A 21585-nucleotide genomic window follows, 5' to 3' on the forward strand; every position below is an offset into this window, starting at 1 on the left:
AGACGGTTGGTACAAGTCATAGCTTGCGCGAATGACGATGTCTGGTAGAATCCGCGGCCTAATTACGTGCGGTATTCAACAATAGTGTTGGGTGGCGGCACGCTAGCCTGAGGAAAACAGCATGAAAACCGATATCCATCCGGAATACCCAGAAATTGCCGTAACCTGCAGCTGCGGCAACAAGTTCGAAACGCGTTCGACCTACGGCAAAGCCCTGGCGATCGACGTTTGCAACGAATGCCACCCGTTCTACACCGGTAAGCAAAAGACTCTGGATACCGGCGGCCGCGTTCAGAAGTTCGCCGATCGTTTCGGTGCTTTCGGCAAAGTTACTCCAAAAGCCTGAGGCTGATCATTTTGGATGGTCGTCTCGACTGCTCCAGATTGATGAAGAAGGCGTCCCTTGCGGGCGCCTTTTTTGTGTCTGCGATTTGGCTCGGTGGTGCCCAGGGGGCCTGTCCTTCGCCGGGCAGCCTGCCCCAGGTGGCGGTGCAGCGCGTGGTGGACGGCGACACCTTGTACCTGGAGGATGGGCGCCGCATTCGGATGATCGGTCTCAACAGCCCCGAGCTGGGCAAGCGCGGCCGCGCCGACGAACCCTTCGCCGTGGCGGCGCGCCAGCGACTCGAAGCCCTGGTGGCCGCCAACGATGGCCGGGTGGGTGTATTGCCTGGCAAGGACGACCGCGATGATTACGGTCGTACCCTGGCCCACGTCTACAACGCCCGGGGCGAGAACCTCGAGGAGCGGTTGATTGCCGAGGGGCTGGGGTTTCTGGTGGCGGTCGCGCCGAACGTCGACCTGGTCAGTTGCCAGCAAGTGGCTGAGCGTCATGCGCGGCAAGCCGGGGCAGGCCTCTGGAAGAAATCCCCTGTCGTCCGGGCGGAACAGATCGATGCCCCGGGTTTCGTGCTGATGAGCGGGCGGGTGGAAAACGTGCGGCGCAATCGCGGTGGCATCTGGATTGAATTGCAGGGGCCGGTTGTCCTGCACATTGCGCCGGGGTTGCGGAGGCGCTTCGACGCTTCGGCCCTGGAGCGGCTCAAGGGGCGGAAAATCGAGGCCCGGGGCTGGATCGTCGACCGCGCCCGGCGTGGCGGGAACAAGGCTGGCCAGGCGCGATGGATGCTGCCGCTGACCGATCCGGCCATGTTGGAAGCAGTCCTGTAGGAAAATAATTGTAGACATTATTCGGCCTGATTGTATGCATGTAGCCCTTGTGTTTCGCGGCTCTTGGTCCAAAGTCGTAGAGTAGGGCGCTTGACAGTGGTGACTGGTCAGTCTTGTAGGGACTTTGCGAGGCGCGTATCCTCGGCGGTCCGTCTGTCCAACACAGTAAAAAAGCGGAATGCCCACATGTCTGATCTGAAAACTGCCGCTCTCGAATATCACGCGCATCCTCGTCCAGGAAAGCTGAGTGTCGAGCTCACCAAGGCCACCGCTACTGCTCGCGACTTGTCGCTGGCCTACAGCCCCGGCGTAGCCGAACCAGTCCGCGAAATCGCTCGCGACCCTGAACTGGCCTACAAATACACCGGTAAAGGCAACCTGGTTGCAGTCATTTCCGATGGCACCGCGATTCTCGGCCTGGGTAACCTCGGCCCATTGGCTTCCAAGCCCGTCATGGAAGGCAAGGGCGTACTGTTCAAGCGCTTCGCCGGTATCGACGTATTCGACATCGAAGTCGATTCCGAGAGCCCGCAAGCCTTCATCGACACCGTCAAGCGCATCTCCATCACCTTTGGTGGCATCAACCTGGAAGACATCAAGGCACCTGAGTGCTTCGAGATCGAGCGCGCCCTGATCGAACAGTGCGACATCCCGGTGTTCCACGATGACCAGCACGGCACCGCCATCGTCACCGCGGCCGGCATGATCAACGCCCTGGAAATCGCCGGCAAGACCCTGCCGGAAGCCAAGATCGTCTGCCTGGGTGCCGGCGCTGCGGCCATCTCCTGCATGAAGTTGCTGGTGAGCATGGGCGCCAAGATCGAAAACATCTTCATGGTCGACCGTACCGGCGTGATCCACTCCGGCCGTGACGACCTGAACCAGTACAAGGCTGTCTTCGCCCACGCGACCGACAAGCGCTCCCTGGCGGACGCGCTGGACGGTGCCGACGTGTTCGTCGGCCTGTCGGGTCCGAACCTGCTGAGCCCGGAAAACCTGCTGCGCATGGCGCCGAACCCGATCGTGTTCGCCTGCTCGAACCCGGACCCGGAAATCTCCCCGGAACTGGCTCACGCGACTCGCAGCGACGTGATCATGGCCACCGGCCGTTCGGACTACCCGAACCAGGTCAACAACGTACTGGGCTTCCCGTTCATCTTCCGCGGTGCCCTGGACGTTCGCGCCAAGCGCATCAACGAAGAGATGAAAGTCGCGGCCGCCAACGCCCTGCGCGAACTGGCCAAGCTGCCGGTGCCCCAGGAAGTGTGCGACGCCTACGGCGGCATCAAGCTGGAATTCGGTCGTGAATACATCATCCCGAAACCCATGGACGCCCGCCTGATCACCCTGATCTCCGACGCCGTGGCCAAGGCTGCCATCGAGACGGGCGTGGCCACCCTGCCGTACCCGAAGAACTACCCGCTCAAGAGCGTGGATGACGTGTTCAACGGCTAAGCCGTTGTAGCGCTTCAACAAAAAGCCCCGGCTCCTGAGAGTCGGGGCTTTTTGTTGGCCGCCACAGCCCCTGTGGGAGCGAGCTTGCTCGCGATGACGGCCTGGCATTCAACATCGATGCAAGCTGATCCGACGCTATCGCGAGCAAGCTCGCTCCCACGGGTATTGGTGTCATTGAGAACAAAAGCCCCGCACTTCTTTCGAAGGCGGGGCTTTTGGATGAGACCGGTCAGAACAGATCGATCGGCGCCGCTTCGTCCGCTGGCAGCGGGCTGCCCGGTGCGACACCGTTGCCCAGCTCATTGACCGACGGTGGCGTGTCTTCGCTCTTGAACAGCTCGAAGTACGCACCCGGGGTGCCCGGCGTGGCTGCGCGGCCGCTGACCGGGTCGACCCGCAGGCTGAGAATGCCTTCCGGTTCCGGCTGGGTGTGCGGCGGCTTGTCCTTGAGGGCGGCGCCCATGTAGGTCATCCAGATCGGCAGCGCCACGGTGCCGCCGAACTCACGGCGACCCAGGCTTTCGGGCTGGTCGAAACCGGTCCAGACCGTGGTCACGTAATCGGCGTTGTAGCCGGAGAACCAGGCGTCCTTGGATTCGTTGGTGGTACCGGTCTTGCCCGCCAGGTCGGTACGGCCCAGGGCCAGGGCGCGACGACCGGTGCCAAGCTTGATCACGTCCTGCAACATGCTGTTGAGGATGTAGGTGGTCCGGCCGTCGATGATGCGCTCGGCAATGGCTGGCGCTTGCGGTACCGCCGGGGCGGTCGCGGCTTCCCCCGGCGTTGCATTGACCGTGAACGTCTCCGAGGCCGGGGCCGCAAGACCGTCGCTGGCCTGCTCGCCCGTGGGGACCCGTGGCGGGTTGGCAACGAACAATGTCTCGCCGTTGCGGCTTTCGATCTTGTCGATGATGTACGGGGTGATCTTGTAGCCGCCATTGGCGAATGTGCTCCAGCCCGTGGCGATTTCCATCGGCGTCAGGGTTGCGGTACCCAGGGCCAGGGACAGGTTGCGCGGCAGGTCCTGCTTGTTGAAGCCGAACTTGCTGATGTAGTCGATGGTGCGATCCACGCCCAGCGCCTGCAACAGGCGGATCGATACCAGGTTGCGGGATTTGTACAGCGCCTCGCGCAGGCGAATCGGGCCGAGGAACGTATTGGTGTCGTTCTTCGGCCGCCAGACCTTGTCCAGGTACTCATCGACGAACACGATCGGCGCATCGTTCACCAGGCTGGCGGCGGTGTAGCCGTTGTCCAGGGCGGCGCTGTAGACGAACGGCTTGAAGCTCGAGCCCGGCTGGCGCTTGGCCTGCAGTGCACGGTTGTAATTGCTTTGCTCGAAGGCGAAACCTCCCACCAGCGAGCGGATGGCGCCGTCCTGCGGGTCGAGGGACACCAGGGCGCCCTGGGCCGCCGGGATCTGGCTGAACTTGAGCGTGTTGTCCGCCTGGCGCTGGACGCGGATCAGGTCACCGACCTGGGCAACATCCGACGGCTGCCGTGGGGCGGCGCCCATGCTGTTGGTATTGAGGAACGGACGGGCCCATTTCATGGTGTCCCAGGCCACGTGTTCTTCCAGCTCGCCGTTGCGGGTCAGCACCTTGATGCCGTCCTTGTCCACCGAGGTGACGATCGCCGGCTCCAGGCTGCTGATGGTGCGCTGCTTGGTCAACTCCAGGGCCCAGGCTTCCTTGGTCTTGCCCGGCAGGCGCGATTCAGGGCCACGGTAGCCGTGGCGCTGGTCGTAGGTCATCAGGCCCTCGTGCAGCGCGGTGTTGGCCATTTCCTGCAGGTTGCTCGGCACCGTGGTGGTGACGCGGAAACCTTCGGTGTAGGCGTCGCTGCCATAGCGCCCGACCATCTCGGCACGGGCCATTTCGGCGATGTACGGGGCGTTCACTTCCGGGGTCGGCACGTGATAGCTGGCGTTCAGCGGCTCATTGATCGCTGTGGTGTAGTCGGCCTCGCTGATCTTGCCGAGCTTGTACATGCGCCCCAGGATCCAGTCGCGACGCTCCTTGCTGCGCGCCGGGTTGGCGAGCGGGTTGAAGCGCGACGGTGCCTTGGGCAGGCCGGCGATCATCGCCATCTGCGCCAGGCTCACGTCGCGGATCGACTTGCCGTAATACACCTGTGCCGCCGCCTCGATGCCATAGGCGCGGTTGCCCAGGTAAATCTTGTTCACGTACAGCTCGAGGATTTCATCCTTGGTCAGCTGCCGCTCGATCTGCAGGGCCAGGAGGATCTCGGTGGTCTTGCGCGAGAAGCTGCGCTCGCTGGTCAGGAAGAAGTTCTTGGCCACCTGCATGGTGATGGTGCTGCCGCCGGACTGGATGTGTCCGCTCTTGACCAATTGGCTGGCGGCGCGCATCAGGCTGCCGGGATCGACACCATAGTGGTTGGCGAAGTTATCGTCTTCAGCACTTAGTAACGCATTGATGAAATTGGGGGGAATGTCGGCGAAACGGATCGGTGTGCGGCGCATTTCGCCAAATTCGGCGATCAGCTTGTTATCGCTGCTGTACACCCGCAGAGGAATCTGCAACTGAATACTTCTCAGCGCCTCCACGGACGGCAATCCCGGACTAAGGTAAAGAAAGGCACCGCTCAGGCCCAGGAGCAGTCCGCAGAAAACGGCGACAATGGACCATCCGAAGAATTTCAGCAGACGAATCAAGGCTTTTGGATATCCAGGCAAAGAATGAAAAAGGCGCCAGGTGCAGGGAAGAACCCGAGCTTGCAACAAAGCGAAAAAAACGCTGGGCATTATAAGCATTTTTTTTCGTCGGGAATGCCATCCGGACGTCCGTCGGACGGCCGTGATTGAACGCAATGCATATTAGAGAGTCCGTAACTCACGGATAGTCATAGGGAATTGGTAGTGCTACGACTCTTCAATAAAAAAGCCCATGCGCTTCTGGGGATCGACATCAGTTCGACGTCGGTGAAGCTGCTCGAGTTGAGTCGCCAGGGCGAGCGATACCGCGTCGAGTCCTACGCGGTCGAACCGTTGCCGGCCAACGCCGTGATCGAGAAGAACATCGCCGAGCTCGAAGGGGTGGGCCAGGCGTTGTCGCGGCTGTTGGCCAAGGCCAGGACGCCGTTGCGCAGCGTGGCGGTGGCCGTGGCGGGTTCGGCGGTGATCACCAAGATCATCGAGATGGACGCGGGCCTGTCCGACGACGACATGGAGAACCAGCTCAAGATCGAAGCCGATCAGTACATTCCCTATCCGCTGGATGAGGTGGCCATCGATTTCGAGGTGGTGGGCGTTTCGCCGCGCAGCGCCGAGCGCGTCGAAGTGCTGCTGGCCGCCTGTCGCAAGGAAAACGTCGAGGTTCGCGAGGCCGCGTTGGCGCTCGCCGGGCTGACGGCCCGGGTGGTCGATGTGGAGGCTTATGCGCTGGAGCGGGCGTTTGGCCTGCTCGCCACGCAATTGGCCGCGTCCCAGGAACGGCTGACGGTAGCGGTCATCGACATCGGCGCCACCATGACCACCCTCAGCGTGTTGCACAACGGACGCATCATCTATACCCGCGAACAGTTGTTCGGCGGTCGCCAGTTGACCGAGGAGATCCAGCGCCGCTACGGCCTGACACCCGAGCAGGCCGGCCTGGCAAAGAAGCAGGGTGGGTTGCCGGACGATTATCTCAGCGAGGTGCTGCAGCCTTTCCGCGAGGCCCTGGTGCAGCAGGTCTCGCGGTCCCTGCAATTCTTCTTCGCCTCGGGCCAGTACAGCGCGGTGGACCACATCCTGCTGGCCGGGGGCACGGCTTCGGTCGCTGGGCTGGATCGGCTGATCGAACAGCGCCTGGGTACGCCGACCCAGGTGGCCAACCCGTTTACCAACATGGCCCTGAGCAGCAAGGTCAATGCCGGTGCCCTGGCCAGTGACGCACCGGCGCTGATGATTGCCTGTGGGCTGGCCCTCAGGAGTTTCGACTGATGGCGCGGATCAACCTGCTTCCCTGGCGCGAAGAGCTGCGCGAAGAGCGGCGCAAGCGCTTTCTGCTGGCCTTGGTGGCGGCGCTGGTCGGGGCGGTCGGCGTGGTCCTGGTCGCCATCCGCTACATCGACGGCGCCATCGATCACCAGGTCGCCCGCAATAGCCACCTCTCCGAGCAGATCGCCGTGCTGGACGAGCGCATCAAGCAGATCAGCGAATTGAAAGCCCGTCGCCAGCAATTGCTGGAGCGCATGCGCATCATCCAGGACTTGCAAGGGAATCGACCGGTCAGCGGGCGTATCTTCGACCAGTTGGTGAGGACTTTGCCGGACGGGGTGTATTTCACCGAAGTGAAGATGGAGGACCGGACGCTCTTCATCAAAGGGGCCGCGGAATCGAACAACCGGGTCTCGGACCTGATGCGCAACCTGGACTCGTCGGACCTGTTCGATGCGCCCAGCCTGACGGAGGTCAAGGCCACCACCGCCGGTCAGCTCGACCAGGCCAACGTTTTCCAGCTGACGGTTCGCCAGACCCGGCCGGCCGATGAGGGGGACGCCCAATGAGGCCTGGGGAATGGCTCGACGCGTTGCGCAAGATCGACGTCAGTGACCTGGACACCAACAACATCGGTTCCTGGCCAGCGCCCATCAAATGGCTGGCGGGCATCCTGCTGGTGGCCCTGGTGCTGGGGCTGGGCTATAACTTTGCCTTGAGCGACCTGGAAAACCAGTTGCAGCAGGTGCGCGAGGAAGAAAATACCCTCAAGGCACAATTCGCGGGCAAGGCCCACATGGCCGCGAACCTGGAACGCTACACCGAGCAGATGAAGCAGATGGAAACGTCTTTCGGTGTACTGTTGCGGCAATTGCCCAGTGATACCGAGGTGCCGGGCCTGCTGGAAGACATTACCCGCACCGGCCTGGGCAGTGGCCTGGAGTTCGAGGAAATCAAGCTGCTGCCGGAAGTCACCCAACCGTTCTACATCGAGCTGCCGATCCAGATCACCGTGACCGGCGGCTACCACGACCTGGCGACATTCGTCAGTGGAGTGGCCGGACTGCCCCGGATCGTCACGCTGCACGATTTCGAAATCGCCCCGATGGAGCCCGAGGCAGGCACGAAGCTGCGCATGAGCATCCAGGCCAAGACCTACCGCTACAACGAGCAGGAGGCGCAGCCATGAGGCCGCTGGTGTGTCGCCTCTGCCTGCTGGCGGGCCTGGTCGCGCTGGCGGGTTGCAACGACGACAACGGTTTCAGCGACCTGGACGCTTACATGAATGAAGTGCGCCTGCGTCCACCGGGCAAGATCGAGCCGACGCCGACGTTCAGGCCCTACGAGACCTTTACCTACAGCGCCGCGAACCTGCGCAGCCCGTTTTCCCGGCAGGTCCGCGTGGACCAGGCCGACCGGCAGCGCGGCTCGCACAACGTGCGGCCCGACCCCAACCGGGTCAAGCAATACCTGGAAGGCTTCAACATCGAGCAGTTTGAAATGGTCGGTACGATCTCCAACGCCAGTGGCTCCTTCGCGCTCCTGCGGGGCGCGGGCGGGGTGCATCGGCTCAAGGTCGGTGACTATCTGGGGCGCAACGACGGGCGAATCATCGCCATCGGCGCCACCCAGGTCGATGTGATCGAAATCGTTCCCGATGGCGAGGGTGCCTGGCTGGAACGACCTCGGACCATTCCTTTGAAAGAGCACTCAATAGTGGAACCCCAACAATGAACAGGTTTTTGTCAGCCTTCGGTATTTCGCTATGGATAGCGCTGTTGTCGCCGATGGTTCACGCGGCCAGTCTGAAGACGCTGGATGTCGCGGCGTTGCCGGGCGACCGCGTCGAGTTGAAGCTCACCTTCGACGGGCCGCCGCCGCCCCCCCGGGGCTACACCACCGAACAACCGGCCCGGATTGCCCTGGACCTGCCAGGCGTGACCAACCAATTGGCCAGCAAGCACCGCGACTTGGGCGGGGGCAATGCGCGCAGCGCCACCGTGGTCGAGGCAGGTGATCGCACCCGGTTGATCATCGGCCTGACCCAGCTGGCGCCGTACGACACCCGGGTCGAAGGCAATAGCCTGTTCGTGGTGGTTGGCAAGGGCGCCGCTGCGAAGAGTCATGTTCCGAAGAACGCCGCCCAGGCCCCGCGCCCGGCGCTGGCCAGCGCTGCGCCCGCGAGGGCCGGTGCGCCGGTGGGCAAGGCGATTCGTGGGGTGGATTTCCAGCGGGGGACCCAGGGCGAAGGCAATGTGGTGATCGATTTGTCCGATCCTTCCATCGCCCCGGACATCCAGGAGCGCGAAGGCAAGATCATCCTCAATTTCGCCAGGACCCAATTGCCCGAGCCGCTGCGGGTGCGCCTGGACGTCAAGGACTTCGCCACCCCGGTGCAATTCGTCAATGCCAGCGCCGGCAGCGACCGGGCGACCATCAGCATCGAGCCCAGTGGCACCTTCGACTACTCGACCTACCAGACCGACAACAAGCTCACCGTCAGCGTCCGGCCCATGACCGTCGACGACCTGCAAAAACGCAATGCCGACCGCGCGGCCTACAGCGGCGAGAAGCTCTCGCTCAACTTCCAGGACATCGAAGTGCGTTCGGTCCTGCAACTGATTGCCGATTTCACCAACCTGAACCTGGTGGCCAGCGACACGGTGCAGGGCGGCATCACCCTGCGCTTGCAGAATGTGCCCTGGGACCAGGCGCTGGACCTGGTGCTCAAGACCAAGGGCCTGGACAAGCGCAAGGTCGGTAACGTGCTGCTGGTGGCCCCGGCCGATGAAATCGCCGCGCGCGAACGCCAGGAGCTGGAGTCGCAGAAGCAGATCGCCGACCTGGCGCCGCTGCGCCGTGAGCTGTTGCAGGTCAACTATGCGAAGGCGGCGGACATCGCCAAGCTGTTCCAGTCAGTGACCAGTGCCGAGGCCAAAGCCGACGAGCGCGGCACGATCACGGTGGATGAGCGGACCAACAACATCATCGCCTACCAGACCCAGGACCGGCTCGACGAACTGCGCCGGATCGTGGCGCAGCTGGATATTCCGGTGCGCCAGGTGATGATCGAGGCACGGATTGTCGAGGCCAACGTCGACTACGACAAAAGCCTGGGCGTGCGCTGGGGAGGGTCGATCCAGAACAAGGGCAACTGGAACTCCTCGGGGGTGACCAGCGGCACCTCCACCACCATTGGCACGCCGGGCAGTACCGGTACCAACCAGCCGTTCGTCGACCTGGGTGCCTCGGGCAATACGTCGGGGATCGGTATTGCGTTCATCACCGACAACGTCTTGCTGGACCTTGAGCTGACGGCCATGGAGAAGACCGGCAACGGCGAAATCGTCTCCCAGCCCAAGGTGGTGACGTCCGACAAGGAGACGGCAAAGATCCTCAAGGGCACGGAGATTCCTTATCAGGAAGCCAGCTCCAGCGGTGCCACCTCGGTGTCGTTCAAGGAGGCCTCGCTGTCGCTGGAGGTGACCCCACAGATCACCCCGGACAACCGCATCATCATGGAGGTCAAGGTCACCAAGGATGAGCCGGACTACCTGAACAAGGTGCAGGAAGTGCCGCCGATCAAGAAAAACGAAGTCAACGCCAAGGTCCTGGTCAATGATGGCGAGACCATTGTGATTGGCGGAGTTTTCTCAAATACTCAGAGCAAGGTCGTAGATAAGGTGCCATTTCTTGGCGATGTGCCGTATCTTGGCCGCCTTTTCCGGCGTGATGTGGTTTCGGAGAAAAAATCCGAGCTGCTGGTGTTCCTCACTCCGCGTATCATGAATAACCAGGCGATTGCTGTGAGTCGTTGATTCTGTGCGAAATTTGATTCTTGTTGGGCCGATGGGCGCTGGAAAAAGCACCATCGGCCGTTTGCTGGCCAAAGAGCTGCGCCTGCCGTTCAAAGATTCCGACAAGGAAATTGAATTGCGCACGGGTGCCAATATCCCATGGATCTTCGACAAGGAAGGCGAGCCGGGCTTTCGTGACCGTGAGCAGGCGATGATCGCCGAGCTGTGCGCGTTCGAGGGCGTGGTGTTGGCCACCGGCGGCGGCGCGGTGATGCGCGAAGCCAATCGTCGGGCGCTGCATGCCGGCGGACGAGTGGTCTATCTGCACGCCTCTGTCGAGCAGCAGGTCGGCCGCACCGCCCGGGATCGCAACCGGCCGCTGTTGCGCACCGCCGACCCCGCCAAGACCCTGCGGGACCTGCTGGAACTGCGTGATCCGCTGTATCGGGAGATCGCCGACCTGGTGGTGGAAACCGACGAGCGGCCGCCGCGGATGGTGGTGCTGGACATTCTCGATCGCCTGCAGCAACTGCCACCCCGTTAATGCGCCTGGCGAAATGCGCTATCCTCGACGTCCCGTCATGGCCCGCCTGGGGCGTGGCGGATGGCCATCCCATGGTGTCATGGCAAGCACTGGGACCTGTGGCGAGGGGATTTATCCCCGTTGGGCACTATCGTTAATTGCAGGCAGGACGCCTGATTCCATCTTCACTGTGGGGACACATGCAGACACTTAAGGTCGACCTGGGCGAGCGCAGCTACCCGATTCATATTGGCGAAGGCTTGCTGGACCAGCCCGAACTGCTGGCGCCGCACATCGCCGGGCGGCAAGTGGCGATCATTTCCAATGAAACCGTCGCGCCTCTGTATCTGGAACGTCTGACCCGCAGCCTGTCGGCTTTCTCGGTCATTTCCGTGGTGTTGCCCGACGGCGAAGCCTTCAAGAACTGGGAAACCCTTCAACTCATCTTCGACGGCCTGCTGACCGCACGGCATGATCGCCGCACCACGGTGGTTGCCCTGGGCGGTGGCGTGATCGGCGACATGGCCGGTTTTGCCGCCGCTTGTTATCAGCGTGGCGTCGACTTCATCCAGATCCCCACGACGCTGCTGTCGCAGGTCGACTCGTCGGTGGGCGGCAAGACCGGGATCAACCATCCGCTGGGCAAGAACATGGTCGGTGCGTTCTATCAGCCCAACGTGGTGCTGATCGACACCGCCACCCTCACTACCCTGCCGGCCCGCGAACTGTCCGCGGGGCTGGCGGAAGTCATCAAGTACGGGCTGATCTGCGACGAACCGTTCCTGGGCTGGCTCGAAGAGCACGTCGACCGCCTGCGTGCGCTGGATCAAGCGGCGCTGACCTACGCCATCGAGCGCTCCTGCGCCGCCAAGGCCGCGGTGGTCGGTGCCGATGAACGTGAGTCGGGGGTGCGCGCCACGCTCAACCTGGGCCACACCTTCGGCCATGCCATCGAAACGCACATGGGCTATGGTGTCTGGCTGCACGGTGAAGCGGTTGCGGCCGGTACGGTCATGGCCCTGGAGATGTCTGCGCGCCTGGGCTGGATCAGCGAACAGGAACGCGATCGCGGTATTCGTCTGTTCCAGCGCGCCGGGCTGCCGGTGGTTCCGCCCGAGGAAATGAGCGAGGCGGATTTTCTTGAACACATGGCAATCGACAAAAAAGTGATCGACGGTCGTCTGCGCCTGGTGCTGCTGCGCCACATGGGCGAAGCGGTGGTGACCGACGATTATCCGAAAGAAGTTCTACAGGCCACGCTGGGAGCGGACTACCGCGCCCTGGCTCAGCTTAAAGGTTAATGAGATTCCGATGACTAGTTTGCATGCCGACGAGGCTTTCCTCGGCCATTTCCAATTGAGTCATGACCCTTTTGCCCCACGGGTCCCGGGCTTCAAGTTCTTCCCCGCCCAGCGCAAGCCGGTGCTGGGCCAGTTGCATCACCTAGCGCGCTACAGCCAGTTGCTGTTGGTGGTCACCGGCCCCCAGGGCAGCGGCAAGACCTTGCTGCGCCAGGCCCTGGTGGCCAGTACCAACAAACAGTCTGTGCAAAGCGTGGTGGTGTCGGCCCGTGGCGCTGGCGATGCCGCCGGTGTGTTGCGCCAGGTGGCCCAGGCGCTGAACGTCGCCCAGGCCGAAATCGGTGCAATCCTCGATCAGATCGTGCAACTGGCGCTGACCGGGCAGGAAGTCTATCTGCTGGTGGACGATGCCGAGCAACTCGACGAGTCGGCCCTCGAAGCCCTGCTGGCCTTGGCGGCCGGTGCCCCGGAGGGCCGGCCTCACGTGTTCCTGTTCGGCGAGTCGTCGCTGATCGCCGACCTGGACCAATTGAACCTCGAGGAAGAGCGCTTCCACGTCATCGAGCTGGCGCCCTACACCGAGGAAGAAACCCGTGAATACCTGGCCCAGCGTCTCGAGGGCGCGGGCCGGGGTATCGAACTTTTCACCGCCGATCAGATCTCTGAGATTCACGAAAGCTCCGACGGCTGGCCTGGCAACATCAACCAGGTCGCCCGCGATGCTCTGATCGAAGTCATGATTGCCAGCCGCTCAGCGGTGAAGCGTCCAAGTATGGGGTTCAACATGCCGAAGAAACACGTATTGGCAATTTCCGCCGTCGTCGTGGTCGCGGTTGCCGCCGCCTGGCTGATGCCGGGTCGCACCAAGGCACCTGCCACGGGTGCCCCTGCCAACGAACAGGCGCAACTGCCCCTTGGTCAAGGTAAGCCGCAACCCAACGGTGGCGCGCCGGCCGTGGAATTCGCCGGTAACACCCAGCCGATGCCGCTGCCGCTGGTCGGCCAGTCGCAGCCGGTCATGCGCGGCCCGCTGGCCGAAGCGGCCGGCGGTATCACCGAAGGCGACGACGGCGCAGCGCCACCGATCGACGACAGCAGCGACACGCCGCCGACCGTGACCACCACCGCACCGCCTGTGGGCGTGCCGGCTGGCCCGGCGCCAACCCCTGCCCCGACCGCCAAGCCGACCCCGGCGCCGACCCAGGTGGCTACCGCCAAGCCGGTACCGGTTCCGGCGCCTGCGGCCAAGCCAGCGACGCCAGCAGCACCGGCGGCCAAGCCTGCCGCTGCCCCAGCCAAGGCCGCGGGCGGTAGCTGGTACGCCGGCCAGGCGCCGGGCAACTACGTGGTGCAGATCCTCGGCACCAGTTCCGAAGCCGCGGCGCAGAACTTCGTCAAGGAGCAGGGCGGCGAGTACCGTTATTTCAAGAAAGTGCTCAACGGCAAGCCGCTGTATGTCATCACCTACGGCAGCTTTGCCAACCGTGATGCGGCTGTTTCCGCCATCAAGGCCTTGCCAGCGAAGGTTCAGGCTGGTAAACCTTGGCCTCGCACTGTCGCCAGCGTCCAACAGGAACTGGCTGCAACTCGCTGAAGATTCGGCGGCCTTACCCAGGCCGCCTCTCCCGGCAACCTCAAAATTTCCGCAAGGGCGGGCGACCTTTCAGGCCGCGCGCCTTGTGGTGTCTGCGTCACAGTAGCGTTTGAGTCGTAGCGGTCAAACCCAAAAAAGTTTTGACTAGCACAGCATATAGCTTTAAACCTTTCACAAATGCGACATGGATTTGCGACAGTTCGTCGTCAAATTTGTGAGCCTCTGTGTCGGTGTGTACAATGACCTCCCTTTTGCCCCCGCAAAGCTGGCGTACGTTCGGCGCGGCATGCAACCGGTTGAATTGAAAAGAAATTTGCCTCGATTAGAGGCAGCCTGGTGAGAAAGTGTCTATGAAAGCAGGTCTGTACCAACCAGATGAATTCAAGGATAACTGCGGTTTCGGCCTGATAGCTCATATGCAGGGCGAGCCCAGCCATACCCTTTTGCAAACGGCCATTGAGGCCCTGACCTGCATGACCCACCGCGGTGGGATCAACGCCGACGGCAAGACCGGCGACGGTTGTGGCTTGCTGATTCAAAAGCCCGACGAGTTCCTGCGTGCCGTAGCCCAGGAAACGTTCGGCGTGACCCTGCCCAAGCAGTACGCCGTGGGCATGGTGTTCTTCAACCAGGACCCGGTGAAGGCTGAGGCGGCTCGCGAAAACATGAACCGCGAGATCCTGGCCGCCGGCCTGCAACTGGTGGGCTGGCGCAAAGTGCCGATCGACACCAGCGTCCTCGGCCGCCTGGCGCTCGAGCGCCTGCCGCAGATCGAACAGGTGTTCATCGCCGGCGAAGGCCTGAGCGACCAGGACATGTCGATCAAGCTGTTCAGCTCCCGTCGTCGTTCGTCCGTGGCCAACGCTGCCGACACCGATCACTACATCTGCAGCTTTTCCCACAAGACCATTATCTATAAAGGCCTGATGATGCCGGCGGACCTCACCGCCTTCTATCCGGACCTGAGCGACGAGCGCCTGAAAACCGCGATCTGCGTGTTCCACCAGCGCTTCTCCACCAACACCCTGCCGAAGTGGCCGCTGGCCCAGCCATTCCGCTTCCTCGCCCACAACGGCGAGATCAACACCATCACCGGCAACCGCAACTGGGCCGTGGCCCGTCGCACCAAGTTCGCCAACGACCTGATGCCGGACCTCGAAGAGCTCGGCCCACTGGTCAACCGCGTGGGTTCGGACTCCTCGAGCATGGACAACATGCTGGAACTGATGGTGACCGGTGGCATCGACCTGTTCCGCGGCGTGCGCATGCTGGTGCCGCCGGCGTGGCAGAACGTCGAGACCATGGATCCGGACCTGCGCGCCTTCTACGAATACAACTCCATGCACATGGAACCGTGGGACGGCCCGGCCGGTATCGTCATGACCGACGGTCGCTACGCCGTGTGCCTGCTGGACCGGAACGGTCTGCGTCCGGCGCGCTGGGTCACCACCAGCAACGGGTTCATCACCCTGGCGTCGGAAATCGGCGTCTGGAACTACCAGCCCGAAGACGTCATCGCCAAGGGCCGCGTAGGTCCGGGCCAGATCTTTGCCGTGGACACCGAGACTGGCCAGATCCTCGACACCGACGCCATCGACAACCGTCTCAAGTCCCGTCATCCGTACAAGCAATGGCTGCGCAAGAATGCCCTGCGCATCCAGGCGACCATGGAAGACAACGACCATGGCTCGGCTTTCTACGACGTCGACCAGCTCAAGCAGTACATGAAGATGTACCAGGTGACGTTCGAAGAACGTGACCAGGTGCTGCGTCCGCTGGGCGAGCAGGGCTACGAGGCGGTCGGCTCCATGGGCGACGACACGCCGATGGCCGTGCTGTCGCAGCGCGTGCGCACGCCGTACGACTATTTCCGCCAGCAGTTCGCCCAGGTGACCAACCCACCGATCGACCCGCTGCGCGAAGCGATCGTGATGTCCCTGGAAATCTGTCTCGGTGCCGAGCGCAACATTTTCCAGGAGTCGCCGGAACATGCCTCGCGGGTGATCCTCAGCTCGCCGGTCATTTCCCCGGCCAAGTGGCGTTCGTTGACCAACCTCGACCGTCCGGGCTTCGCGCGCCAGGTCATCGACCTGAACTACGACGAAAGCGTCGGCCTGGAAGCGGCGATCCGCAACGTGGCCGATCAGGCTGAAGAAGCCGCGCGCGCCGGGCGCACCCAGATCGTCCTCAGCGACCGTCATATCGCTCCGGGCAAGCTGCCGATCCACGCCTCGTTGGCCACCGGCGCGGTGCACCATCGCCTGACCGAAAAAGGCCTGCGCTGCGATTCCAATATCCTGGTGGAAACCGCCACCGCCCGCGATCCGCATCACTTCGCGGTGCTGATCGGTTTTGGTGCCTCGGCGGTGTATCCGTTCCTGGCCTATGAAGTGCTGGGCGACCTGATCCGCACGGGCGAAGTACTGGGCGACCTCTACGAGGTGTTCAAGAACTACCGCAAGGGCATCACCAAGGGCCTGCTCAAGATCCTGTCGAAGATGGGCATCTCGACCATCGCCTCGTACCGTGGCGCGCAACTGTTCGAGGCCATCGGCCTGTCCGAAGAGGTCTGCGAACTGAGCTTCCGTGGCGTGCCGAGCCGCATCAAGGGTGCGCGTTTCGTCGACATCGAAGCCGAACAGAAAGCCCTGGCCGCCGAAGCCTGGAGCCCGCGCAAGCCGATCCAGCAGGGCGGCCTGCTGAAGTTTGTCCACGGTGGTGAATACCACGCCTACAACCCCGACGTGGTCAACACCCTGCAAGCGGCCGTGCAGCAGGGCGACTACAGCAAGTTCAAGGAATACACCTCGCTGGTGGACAACCGTCCGGTGTCGATGATCCGCGACCTGCTCAAGGTCAAGACCCTCGACACGCCGCTGGACATCAGTGAAGTGGAACCGCTGGAATCGGTGCTCAAGCGCTTCGATTCGGCCGGTATTTCCCTCGGCGCCTTATCCCCGGAAGCCCACGAAGCCCTGGCCGAAGCCATGAACCGCCTCGGTGCGCGTTCCAACTCCGGCGAAGGCGGCGAAGACCCGGCGCGATACGGCACCATCAAGAGTTCGAAAATCAAGCAGGTGGCCACCGGCCGCTTCGGTGTGACGCCGGAATACCTGGTCAACGCTGAAGTGCTGCAGATCAAGGTCGCCCAAGGCGCCAAGCCTGGCGAAGGCGGCCAGTTGCCCGGTGGCAAGGTCAACGGCCTGATCGCCAAGCTGCGTTATGCGGTCCCCGGCGTGACCCTGATCTCGCCGCCGCCGCACCACGACATCTACTCGATCGAAGACTTGTCGCAACTGATCTTCGACCTCAAGCAGGTGAACCCCAAGGCGCTGGTCTCGGTGAAGCTGGTGGCGGAAGCCGGCGTCGGCACCATTGCGGCCGGCGTGGCCAAGGCCTATGCCGACCTGATCACCATCTCCGGCTACGACGGCGGCACCGGCGCATCGCCGCTGACCTCGATCAAGTACGCGGGGGCGCCATGGGAGCTGGGCCTGGCCGAAACCCACCAGACCCTGCGCGGCAACGATTTGCGCGGCAAGGTCCGGGTGCAGACCGACGGTGGCCTGAAAACTGGCCTGGACGTGATCAAGGCGGCCATCCTCGGCGCCGAGAGCTTCGGCTTCGGCACCGCGCCGATGATCGCCCTGGGCTGCAAATACCTGCGCATCTGCCACCTGAACAACTGCGCCACCGGCGTGGCGACCCAGAACGACAAGCTGCGCAAGGACCACTACATCGGTACCGTCGACATGGTGGTGAATTTCTTCACCTACGTGGCCGAAGAGACCCGTGAGTGGCTGGCCAAGCTGGGCGTTCGCTCGCTTGAAGAGCTGATCGGCCGCACCGACCTGCTGGACGTGATCGAGGGCCAGACCGCCAAGCAGCAGCACCTGGACCTGACCCCGTTGCTGGGCAGCGATCTCATCCCGGCGGACAAGCCACAGTTCTGCCAGGTCGACCGCAACCCGCCGTTCGACAAGGGCGAGCTGGCCGAAAAGATGGTCGACATGGCCGCTTCGGCGATCAACGACCTGAGCGGTGCCGAGTTCGACCTGGATATCTGCAACTGCGACCGCTCCATCGGCGCGCGGATCTCCGGCGAGATCGCCCGCAAGCACGGCAACCAGGGCATGGCCAAGGCGCCGATCACCTTCCGCTTCAAGGGCACCGCGGGCCAGAGCTTCGGCGTCTGGAACGCCGGTGGCCTGAACATGTACCTGGAAGGCGATGCCAACGACTACGTGGGCAAGGGCATGACCGGCGGCAAGCTGGTCATCGTTCCGCCCAAGGGTAGCGTCTACAAGACCCAGGACAGTGCCATCATCGGCAACACCTGCCTTTATGGCGCCACGGGCGGCAAGCTGTTCGCCGCCGGCACCGCGGGCGAGCGTTTCGCCGTGCGTAACTCCGGGGCCCACACCGTGGTGGAAGGCACCGGCGATCACTGCTGCGAGTACATGACCGGTGGTTTTGTCTGCGTGCTGGGCAAGACCGGTTATAACTTCGGCTCTGGCATGACCGGCGGTTTCGCCTACGTGCTCGACCAGGACAACACCTTCGTTGACCGGGTCAACCACGAACTGGTGGAAATCCAGCGGATCAGCGGCGAGGCGATGGAAGCCTACCGCAGCCATTTGCAGCGTGTACTGGATGAGTACGTCGAGGAAACCGACAGCGAGTGGGGTCGTGAACTCGCCGAGAACCTCGATGACTACGTGCGTCGTTTCTGGCTGGTCAAGCCCAAGGCTGCCAACCTGAAATCGTTGCTTTCCAGCACTCGTGCCAACCCGCAGTGATATGCGCCTGAAGAGTTTGATGAGGTTTTAACAATGGCTGAACGTCTGAATAACGACTTCCAGTTCATCGATGTCGGGCGCAAGGATCCGAAGAAGAAACTGTTGCGTCAACGCAAGAAAGAGTTCGTGGAAATCTACGAACCTTTCAAACCCCAGCAGTCGGCCGACCAGGCCCACCGCTGCCTGGGTTGTGGCAACCCGTATTGCGAATGGAAGTGCCCGGTGCACAACTTCATTCCCAACTGGCTGAAACTGGTGGCCGAGGGCAATATCCTCCAGGCCGCCGAGCTGTCCCACCAGACCAACACCCTGCCGGAAGTCTGCGGCCGGGTGTGCCCGCAGGATCGCCTGTGTGAAGGTGCCTGCACCCTCAACGACGGTTTTGGCGCGGTGACCATCGGTTCGGTGGAGAAGTACATCACCGACACCGCGTTCGCCATGGGCTGGCGCCCGGACATGTCCAAGGTCAAACCGACCGGCAAGCGCGTGGCGATCATCGGTGCCGGCCCGGCGGGCCTGGGCTGTGCCGACGTGCTGGTACGCGGTGGCGTGACCCCGGTGGTGTTCGACAAGAATCCGGAAATCGGCGGCCTGCTGACCTTTGGCATTCCCGAGTTCAAGCTGGAAAAGACCGTGCTGAGCAATCGTCGCGAAGTCTTCACCGGCATGGGCATCGAGTTCCGCCTGAACACCGAGGTGGGCAAGGACGTGACCATGGAGCAACTGCTCGAGGAATACGATGCGGTCTTCATGGGCATGGGCACCTACACCTACATGAAGGGTGGCTTTGCCGGTGAGGACCTGCCGGGCGTCTACGACGCACTCGACTTCCTGATCGCCAACGTCAACCGCAACCTGGGCTTTGAAAAGTCGCCGGAAGATTTCGTCGACATGAAAGGCAAGAAGGTCGTGGTGCTTGGTGGTGGCGACACGGCGATGGACTGCAACCGCACGTCGATCCGCCAGGGCGCCAAGTCGGTGACCTGCGCCTATCGTCGCGACGAAGCGAACATGCCCGGCTCGCGCAAAGAGGTGAAGAACGCCAAGGAAGAAGGCGTGAAATTCCTCTACAACCGCCAGCCGATCGCCATTGTCGGTGAAGACAAGGTCGAAGGCGTGAAGGTGGTCGAGACCCGTCTCGGCGAGCCGGACGCCCGCGGCCGTCGCAGCCCCGAGCCGATCCCCGGTTCCGAAGAGATCATCCCGGCCGACGCCGTGGTCATCGCCTTCGGCTTCCGCCCGAGCCCGGCGCCGTGGTTCGAGCAGTTCAGCATCCAGACCGACAGCCAGGGCCGCGTCGTGGCTCCGGAGCAGGGCCAGTACAAGCACCAGACCAGCAACCCGAAGATCTTCGCCGGTGGCGACATGGTCCGGGGTTCCGACCTGGTGGTGACGGCGATCTTCGAAGGCCGCAATGCGGCGGAAGGGATCCTGGATTACCTGCAAGTCTGATCGCTTCCCAATGCTGGAATGCGATCAAAATGTGGGAGCGAGCTTGCTCGCGATCGCGGTGGATCAGTCGACGAACCTGTTGAATGGGACGCCCTCATCGCGAGCAAGCTCGCTCCCACAATTGTTTTGTGGTGTTGCTGAACATTGCATGGCACCGCGACAAATTGCCCCGATAGATAAAAGGCACGGCTCTTGCCGTGCCTTTTGCGTCGCGCTCTGAGAAAATGCCCGCACTTTTTTTCCGGATGCCGACATGACTGCCCTGAAGAACGACCGTTTCCTTCGCGCCCTGCTCAAGCAACCCGTGGACGTCACCCCTGTCTGGATGATGCGCCAGGCCGGTCGCTACCTGCCGGAGTACCGCGCCAGCCGCGCCAAGGCGGGTGACTTCATGAGCCTGTGCATGAACCCCCAGTTCGCCTGCGAAGTCACGATGCAGCCGCTGGACCGTTATCCGCAGTTGGACGCGGCGATCCTGTTCTCCGACATTCTCACCATTCCCGACGCCATGGGGCAGGGCTTGTACTTCGAGACCGGCGAAGGCCCGCGTTTCAGGAAAGTCGTCAGCACCCTGGCCGACATCGAGGCCTTGCCGATTCCCGATCCGCAAAAGGACCTGGGCTACGTCATGGACGCGGTCAGCACCATTCGCCGTGAACTCAACGGTCGCGTGCCGCTGATCGGTTTCTCCGGCAGCCCCTGGACCCTGGCCACCTACATGGTCGAAGGCGGTTCGTCGAAGGACTTCCGCAAGACCAAGGCCATGCTCTACGACAACCCGCAAGCCATGCACCTGTTGCTGGACAAGCTGGCCCAATCGGTCACGTCCTACCTCAACGGCCAGATCCTGGCCGGCGCGCAAGCGGTGCAGATCTTCGATACCTGGGGCGGCAACCTGTCGGCGGCGGCATACCAGGAATTTTCCCTGGCCTACATGCGCAAGATCGTCAGCGGCTTGATCCGCGAACACGAAGGTCGCAAAGTCCCGGTGATCCTGTTCACCAAGAACGGCGGCCTGTGGCTGGAAAGCATCGCCGAGGCCGGCGCCGACGCCTTGGGCCTGGATTGGACCTGCGACATTGGCAACGCCCGCGAACGTGTCGGTCACAAGGTCGCCCTGCAAGGCAACATGGACCCGACCGTGCTCTACGCCAAGCCTGAAGCCATTCGCGCCGAAGTCGGGCGTATTTTGGCGAGCTATGGCAGCGGCAGCGGCCATGTGTTCAACCTGGGCCATGGCATCACCCCGGAAGTCGACCCGGAACACGCCGGCGCCTTCCTGCGGGCGGTGCATGAGTTGTCGGCGCAATATCACGTCTGATTGCGACCTCTGTCACCCAGCCTGTCCGGTCCTGTGCCGGACAGGCTTTTTTATTGTCTGCCCTATAACTTTCAATTTAACGCCTGATTGTAGTTGGCCTGGTGTTACTGTTTGTCAGTGTTTAATAGTTGTTGCCATTTATAAGAAGTTTCTCTTTCTATGTAAGGGAAATAGATTAACAGATCATTCCTTCTGTTTTGAGAGATTTTTCCTACATAGGGGGGCTTAAA

General features: G+C 62.5%; 15 protein-coding genes. 14 read left to right on the top strand and 1 reads right to left on the bottom strand.

Going from position 1 to position 21585, the window contains the following annotated elements; all coding sequences use genetic code 11:
- Positions 1–121: 121 nt before the first annotated feature.
- The 3 genes from rpmE (at position 122) to BLU85_RS21965 (ending at position 2625) form a co-directional block, all read left to right on the top strand.
- Positions 122–346: a 50S ribosomal protein L31 gene (gene rpmE / locus BLU85_RS21955; protein WP_053117645.1), complete on the top strand. Its 225-nt coding sequence runs from the start codon at positions 122–124 to the stop codon at positions 344–346.
- Positions 347–387: 41 nt separating this feature from the next.
- Entirely contained in the window at positions 388–1170 is a 783-nt protein-coding gene (locus BLU85_RS21960) for a thermonuclease family protein (RefSeq protein WP_092203330.1), read from the top strand.
- A gap of 186 nt (positions 1171–1356) precedes the next feature.
- Positions 1357–2625: a malic enzyme-like NAD(P)-binding protein gene (locus tag BLU85_RS21965; RefSeq protein WP_072407352.1), complete on the top strand. Its 1269-nt coding sequence runs from the start codon at positions 1357–1359 to the stop codon at positions 2623–2625.
- A 229-nt stretch (positions 2626–2854) separates the two neighbouring features.
- Here BLU85_RS21965 and BLU85_RS21970 read toward each other — a convergent pair whose 3' ends face one another.
- Positions 2855–5299, bottom strand: a complete 2445-nt coding sequence (locus BLU85_RS21970; RefSeq protein WP_170847617.1) for a penicillin-binding protein 1A — start codon at positions 5297–5299, stop codon at positions 2855–2857.
- Between the two features lie 207 nt (positions 5300–5506).
- Between BLU85_RS21970 and BLU85_RS21975 the strand changes: the two genes are divergently transcribed.
- The 11 genes from BLU85_RS21975 (at position 5507) to hemE (ending at position 21355) form a co-directional block, all read left to right on the top strand.
- Positions 5507–6571, top strand: coding sequence for a pilus assembly protein PilM (locus tag BLU85_RS21975; protein WP_092203334.1), 1065 nt, complete (start codon positions 5507–5509; stop codon positions 6569–6571).
- Complete coding sequence (locus tag BLU85_RS21980; protein WP_092203336.1) at positions 6571–7137, top strand: PilN domain-containing protein; 567 nt, start codon at positions 6571–6573, stop codon at positions 7135–7137. The genes BLU85_RS21975 and BLU85_RS21980 overlap by 1 nt, the downstream gene beginning before the upstream one ends.
- Complete coding sequence (gene pilO, locus BLU85_RS21985; RefSeq protein ID WP_092203338.1) at positions 7134–7757, top strand: type 4a pilus biogenesis protein PilO; 624 nt, start codon at positions 7134–7136, stop codon at positions 7755–7757. Before BLU85_RS21980 ends, pilO begins: the two co-directional genes overlap by 4 nt.
- Positions 7754–8302 carry a pilus assembly protein PilP gene (locus BLU85_RS21990; protein WP_092203340.1) on the top strand — a complete coding sequence of 183 codons (549 nt, stop codon included), beginning with the start codon at positions 7754–7756 and terminating at the stop codon, positions 8300–8302. Before pilO ends, BLU85_RS21990 begins: the two co-directional genes overlap by 4 nt.
- Positions 8299–10386, top strand: coding sequence for a type IV pilus secretin PilQ (gene pilQ / locus BLU85_RS21995; RefSeq protein ID WP_092203342.1), 2088 nt, complete (start codon positions 8299–8301; stop codon positions 10384–10386). Before BLU85_RS21990 ends, pilQ begins: the two co-directional genes overlap by 4 nt.
- A gap of 4 nt (positions 10387–10390) precedes the next feature.
- Positions 10391–10909, top strand: coding sequence for a shikimate kinase AroK (gene aroK / locus BLU85_RS22000; RefSeq protein ID WP_060739556.1), 519 nt, complete (start codon positions 10391–10393; stop codon positions 10907–10909).
- Positions 10910–11088: 179 nt separating this feature from the next.
- Positions 11089–12189 carry a 3-dehydroquinate synthase gene (gene aroB, locus BLU85_RS22005; protein WP_092203344.1) on the top strand — a complete coding sequence of 367 codons (1101 nt, stop codon included), beginning with the start codon at positions 11089–11091 and terminating at the stop codon, positions 12187–12189.
- A gap of 10 nt (positions 12190–12199) precedes the next feature.
- Positions 12200–13783 (top strand): AAA family ATPase, encoded by a 1584-nt coding sequence (locus tag BLU85_RS22010; RefSeq protein ID WP_092203346.1) that lies wholly within the window; start codon positions 12200–12202, stop codon positions 13781–13783.
- A 350-nt stretch (positions 13784–14133) separates the two neighbouring features.
- The gene (gene gltB, locus BLU85_RS22020; RefSeq protein ID WP_092203348.1) at positions 14134–18582 is read left to right on the top strand and encodes a glutamate synthase large subunit; all 4449 of its coding nucleotides are present in this window, start codon (positions 14134–14136) and stop codon (positions 18580–18582) included.
- Between the two features lie 33 nt (positions 18583–18615).
- A complete protein-coding gene (locus BLU85_RS22025; RefSeq protein ID WP_003196992.1) occupies positions 18616–20034 on the top strand; it encodes an FAD-dependent oxidoreductase in 1419 nt (472 codons plus the stop codon).
- A 253-nt stretch (positions 20035–20287) separates the two neighbouring features.
- Positions 20288–21355: a uroporphyrinogen decarboxylase gene (hemE, locus tag BLU85_RS22030; RefSeq protein WP_092203350.1), complete on the top strand. Its 1068-nt coding sequence runs from the start codon at positions 20288–20290 to the stop codon at positions 21353–21355.
- Positions 21356–21585: the final 230 nt, after the last annotated feature.

The organism is Pseudomonas sp. NFACC14 (assembly GCF_900106885.1).
GTDB classification, from domain to species: domain Bacteria; phylum Pseudomonadota; class Gammaproteobacteria; order Pseudomonadales; family Pseudomonadaceae; genus Aquipseudomonas; species Aquipseudomonas fluorescens_AA.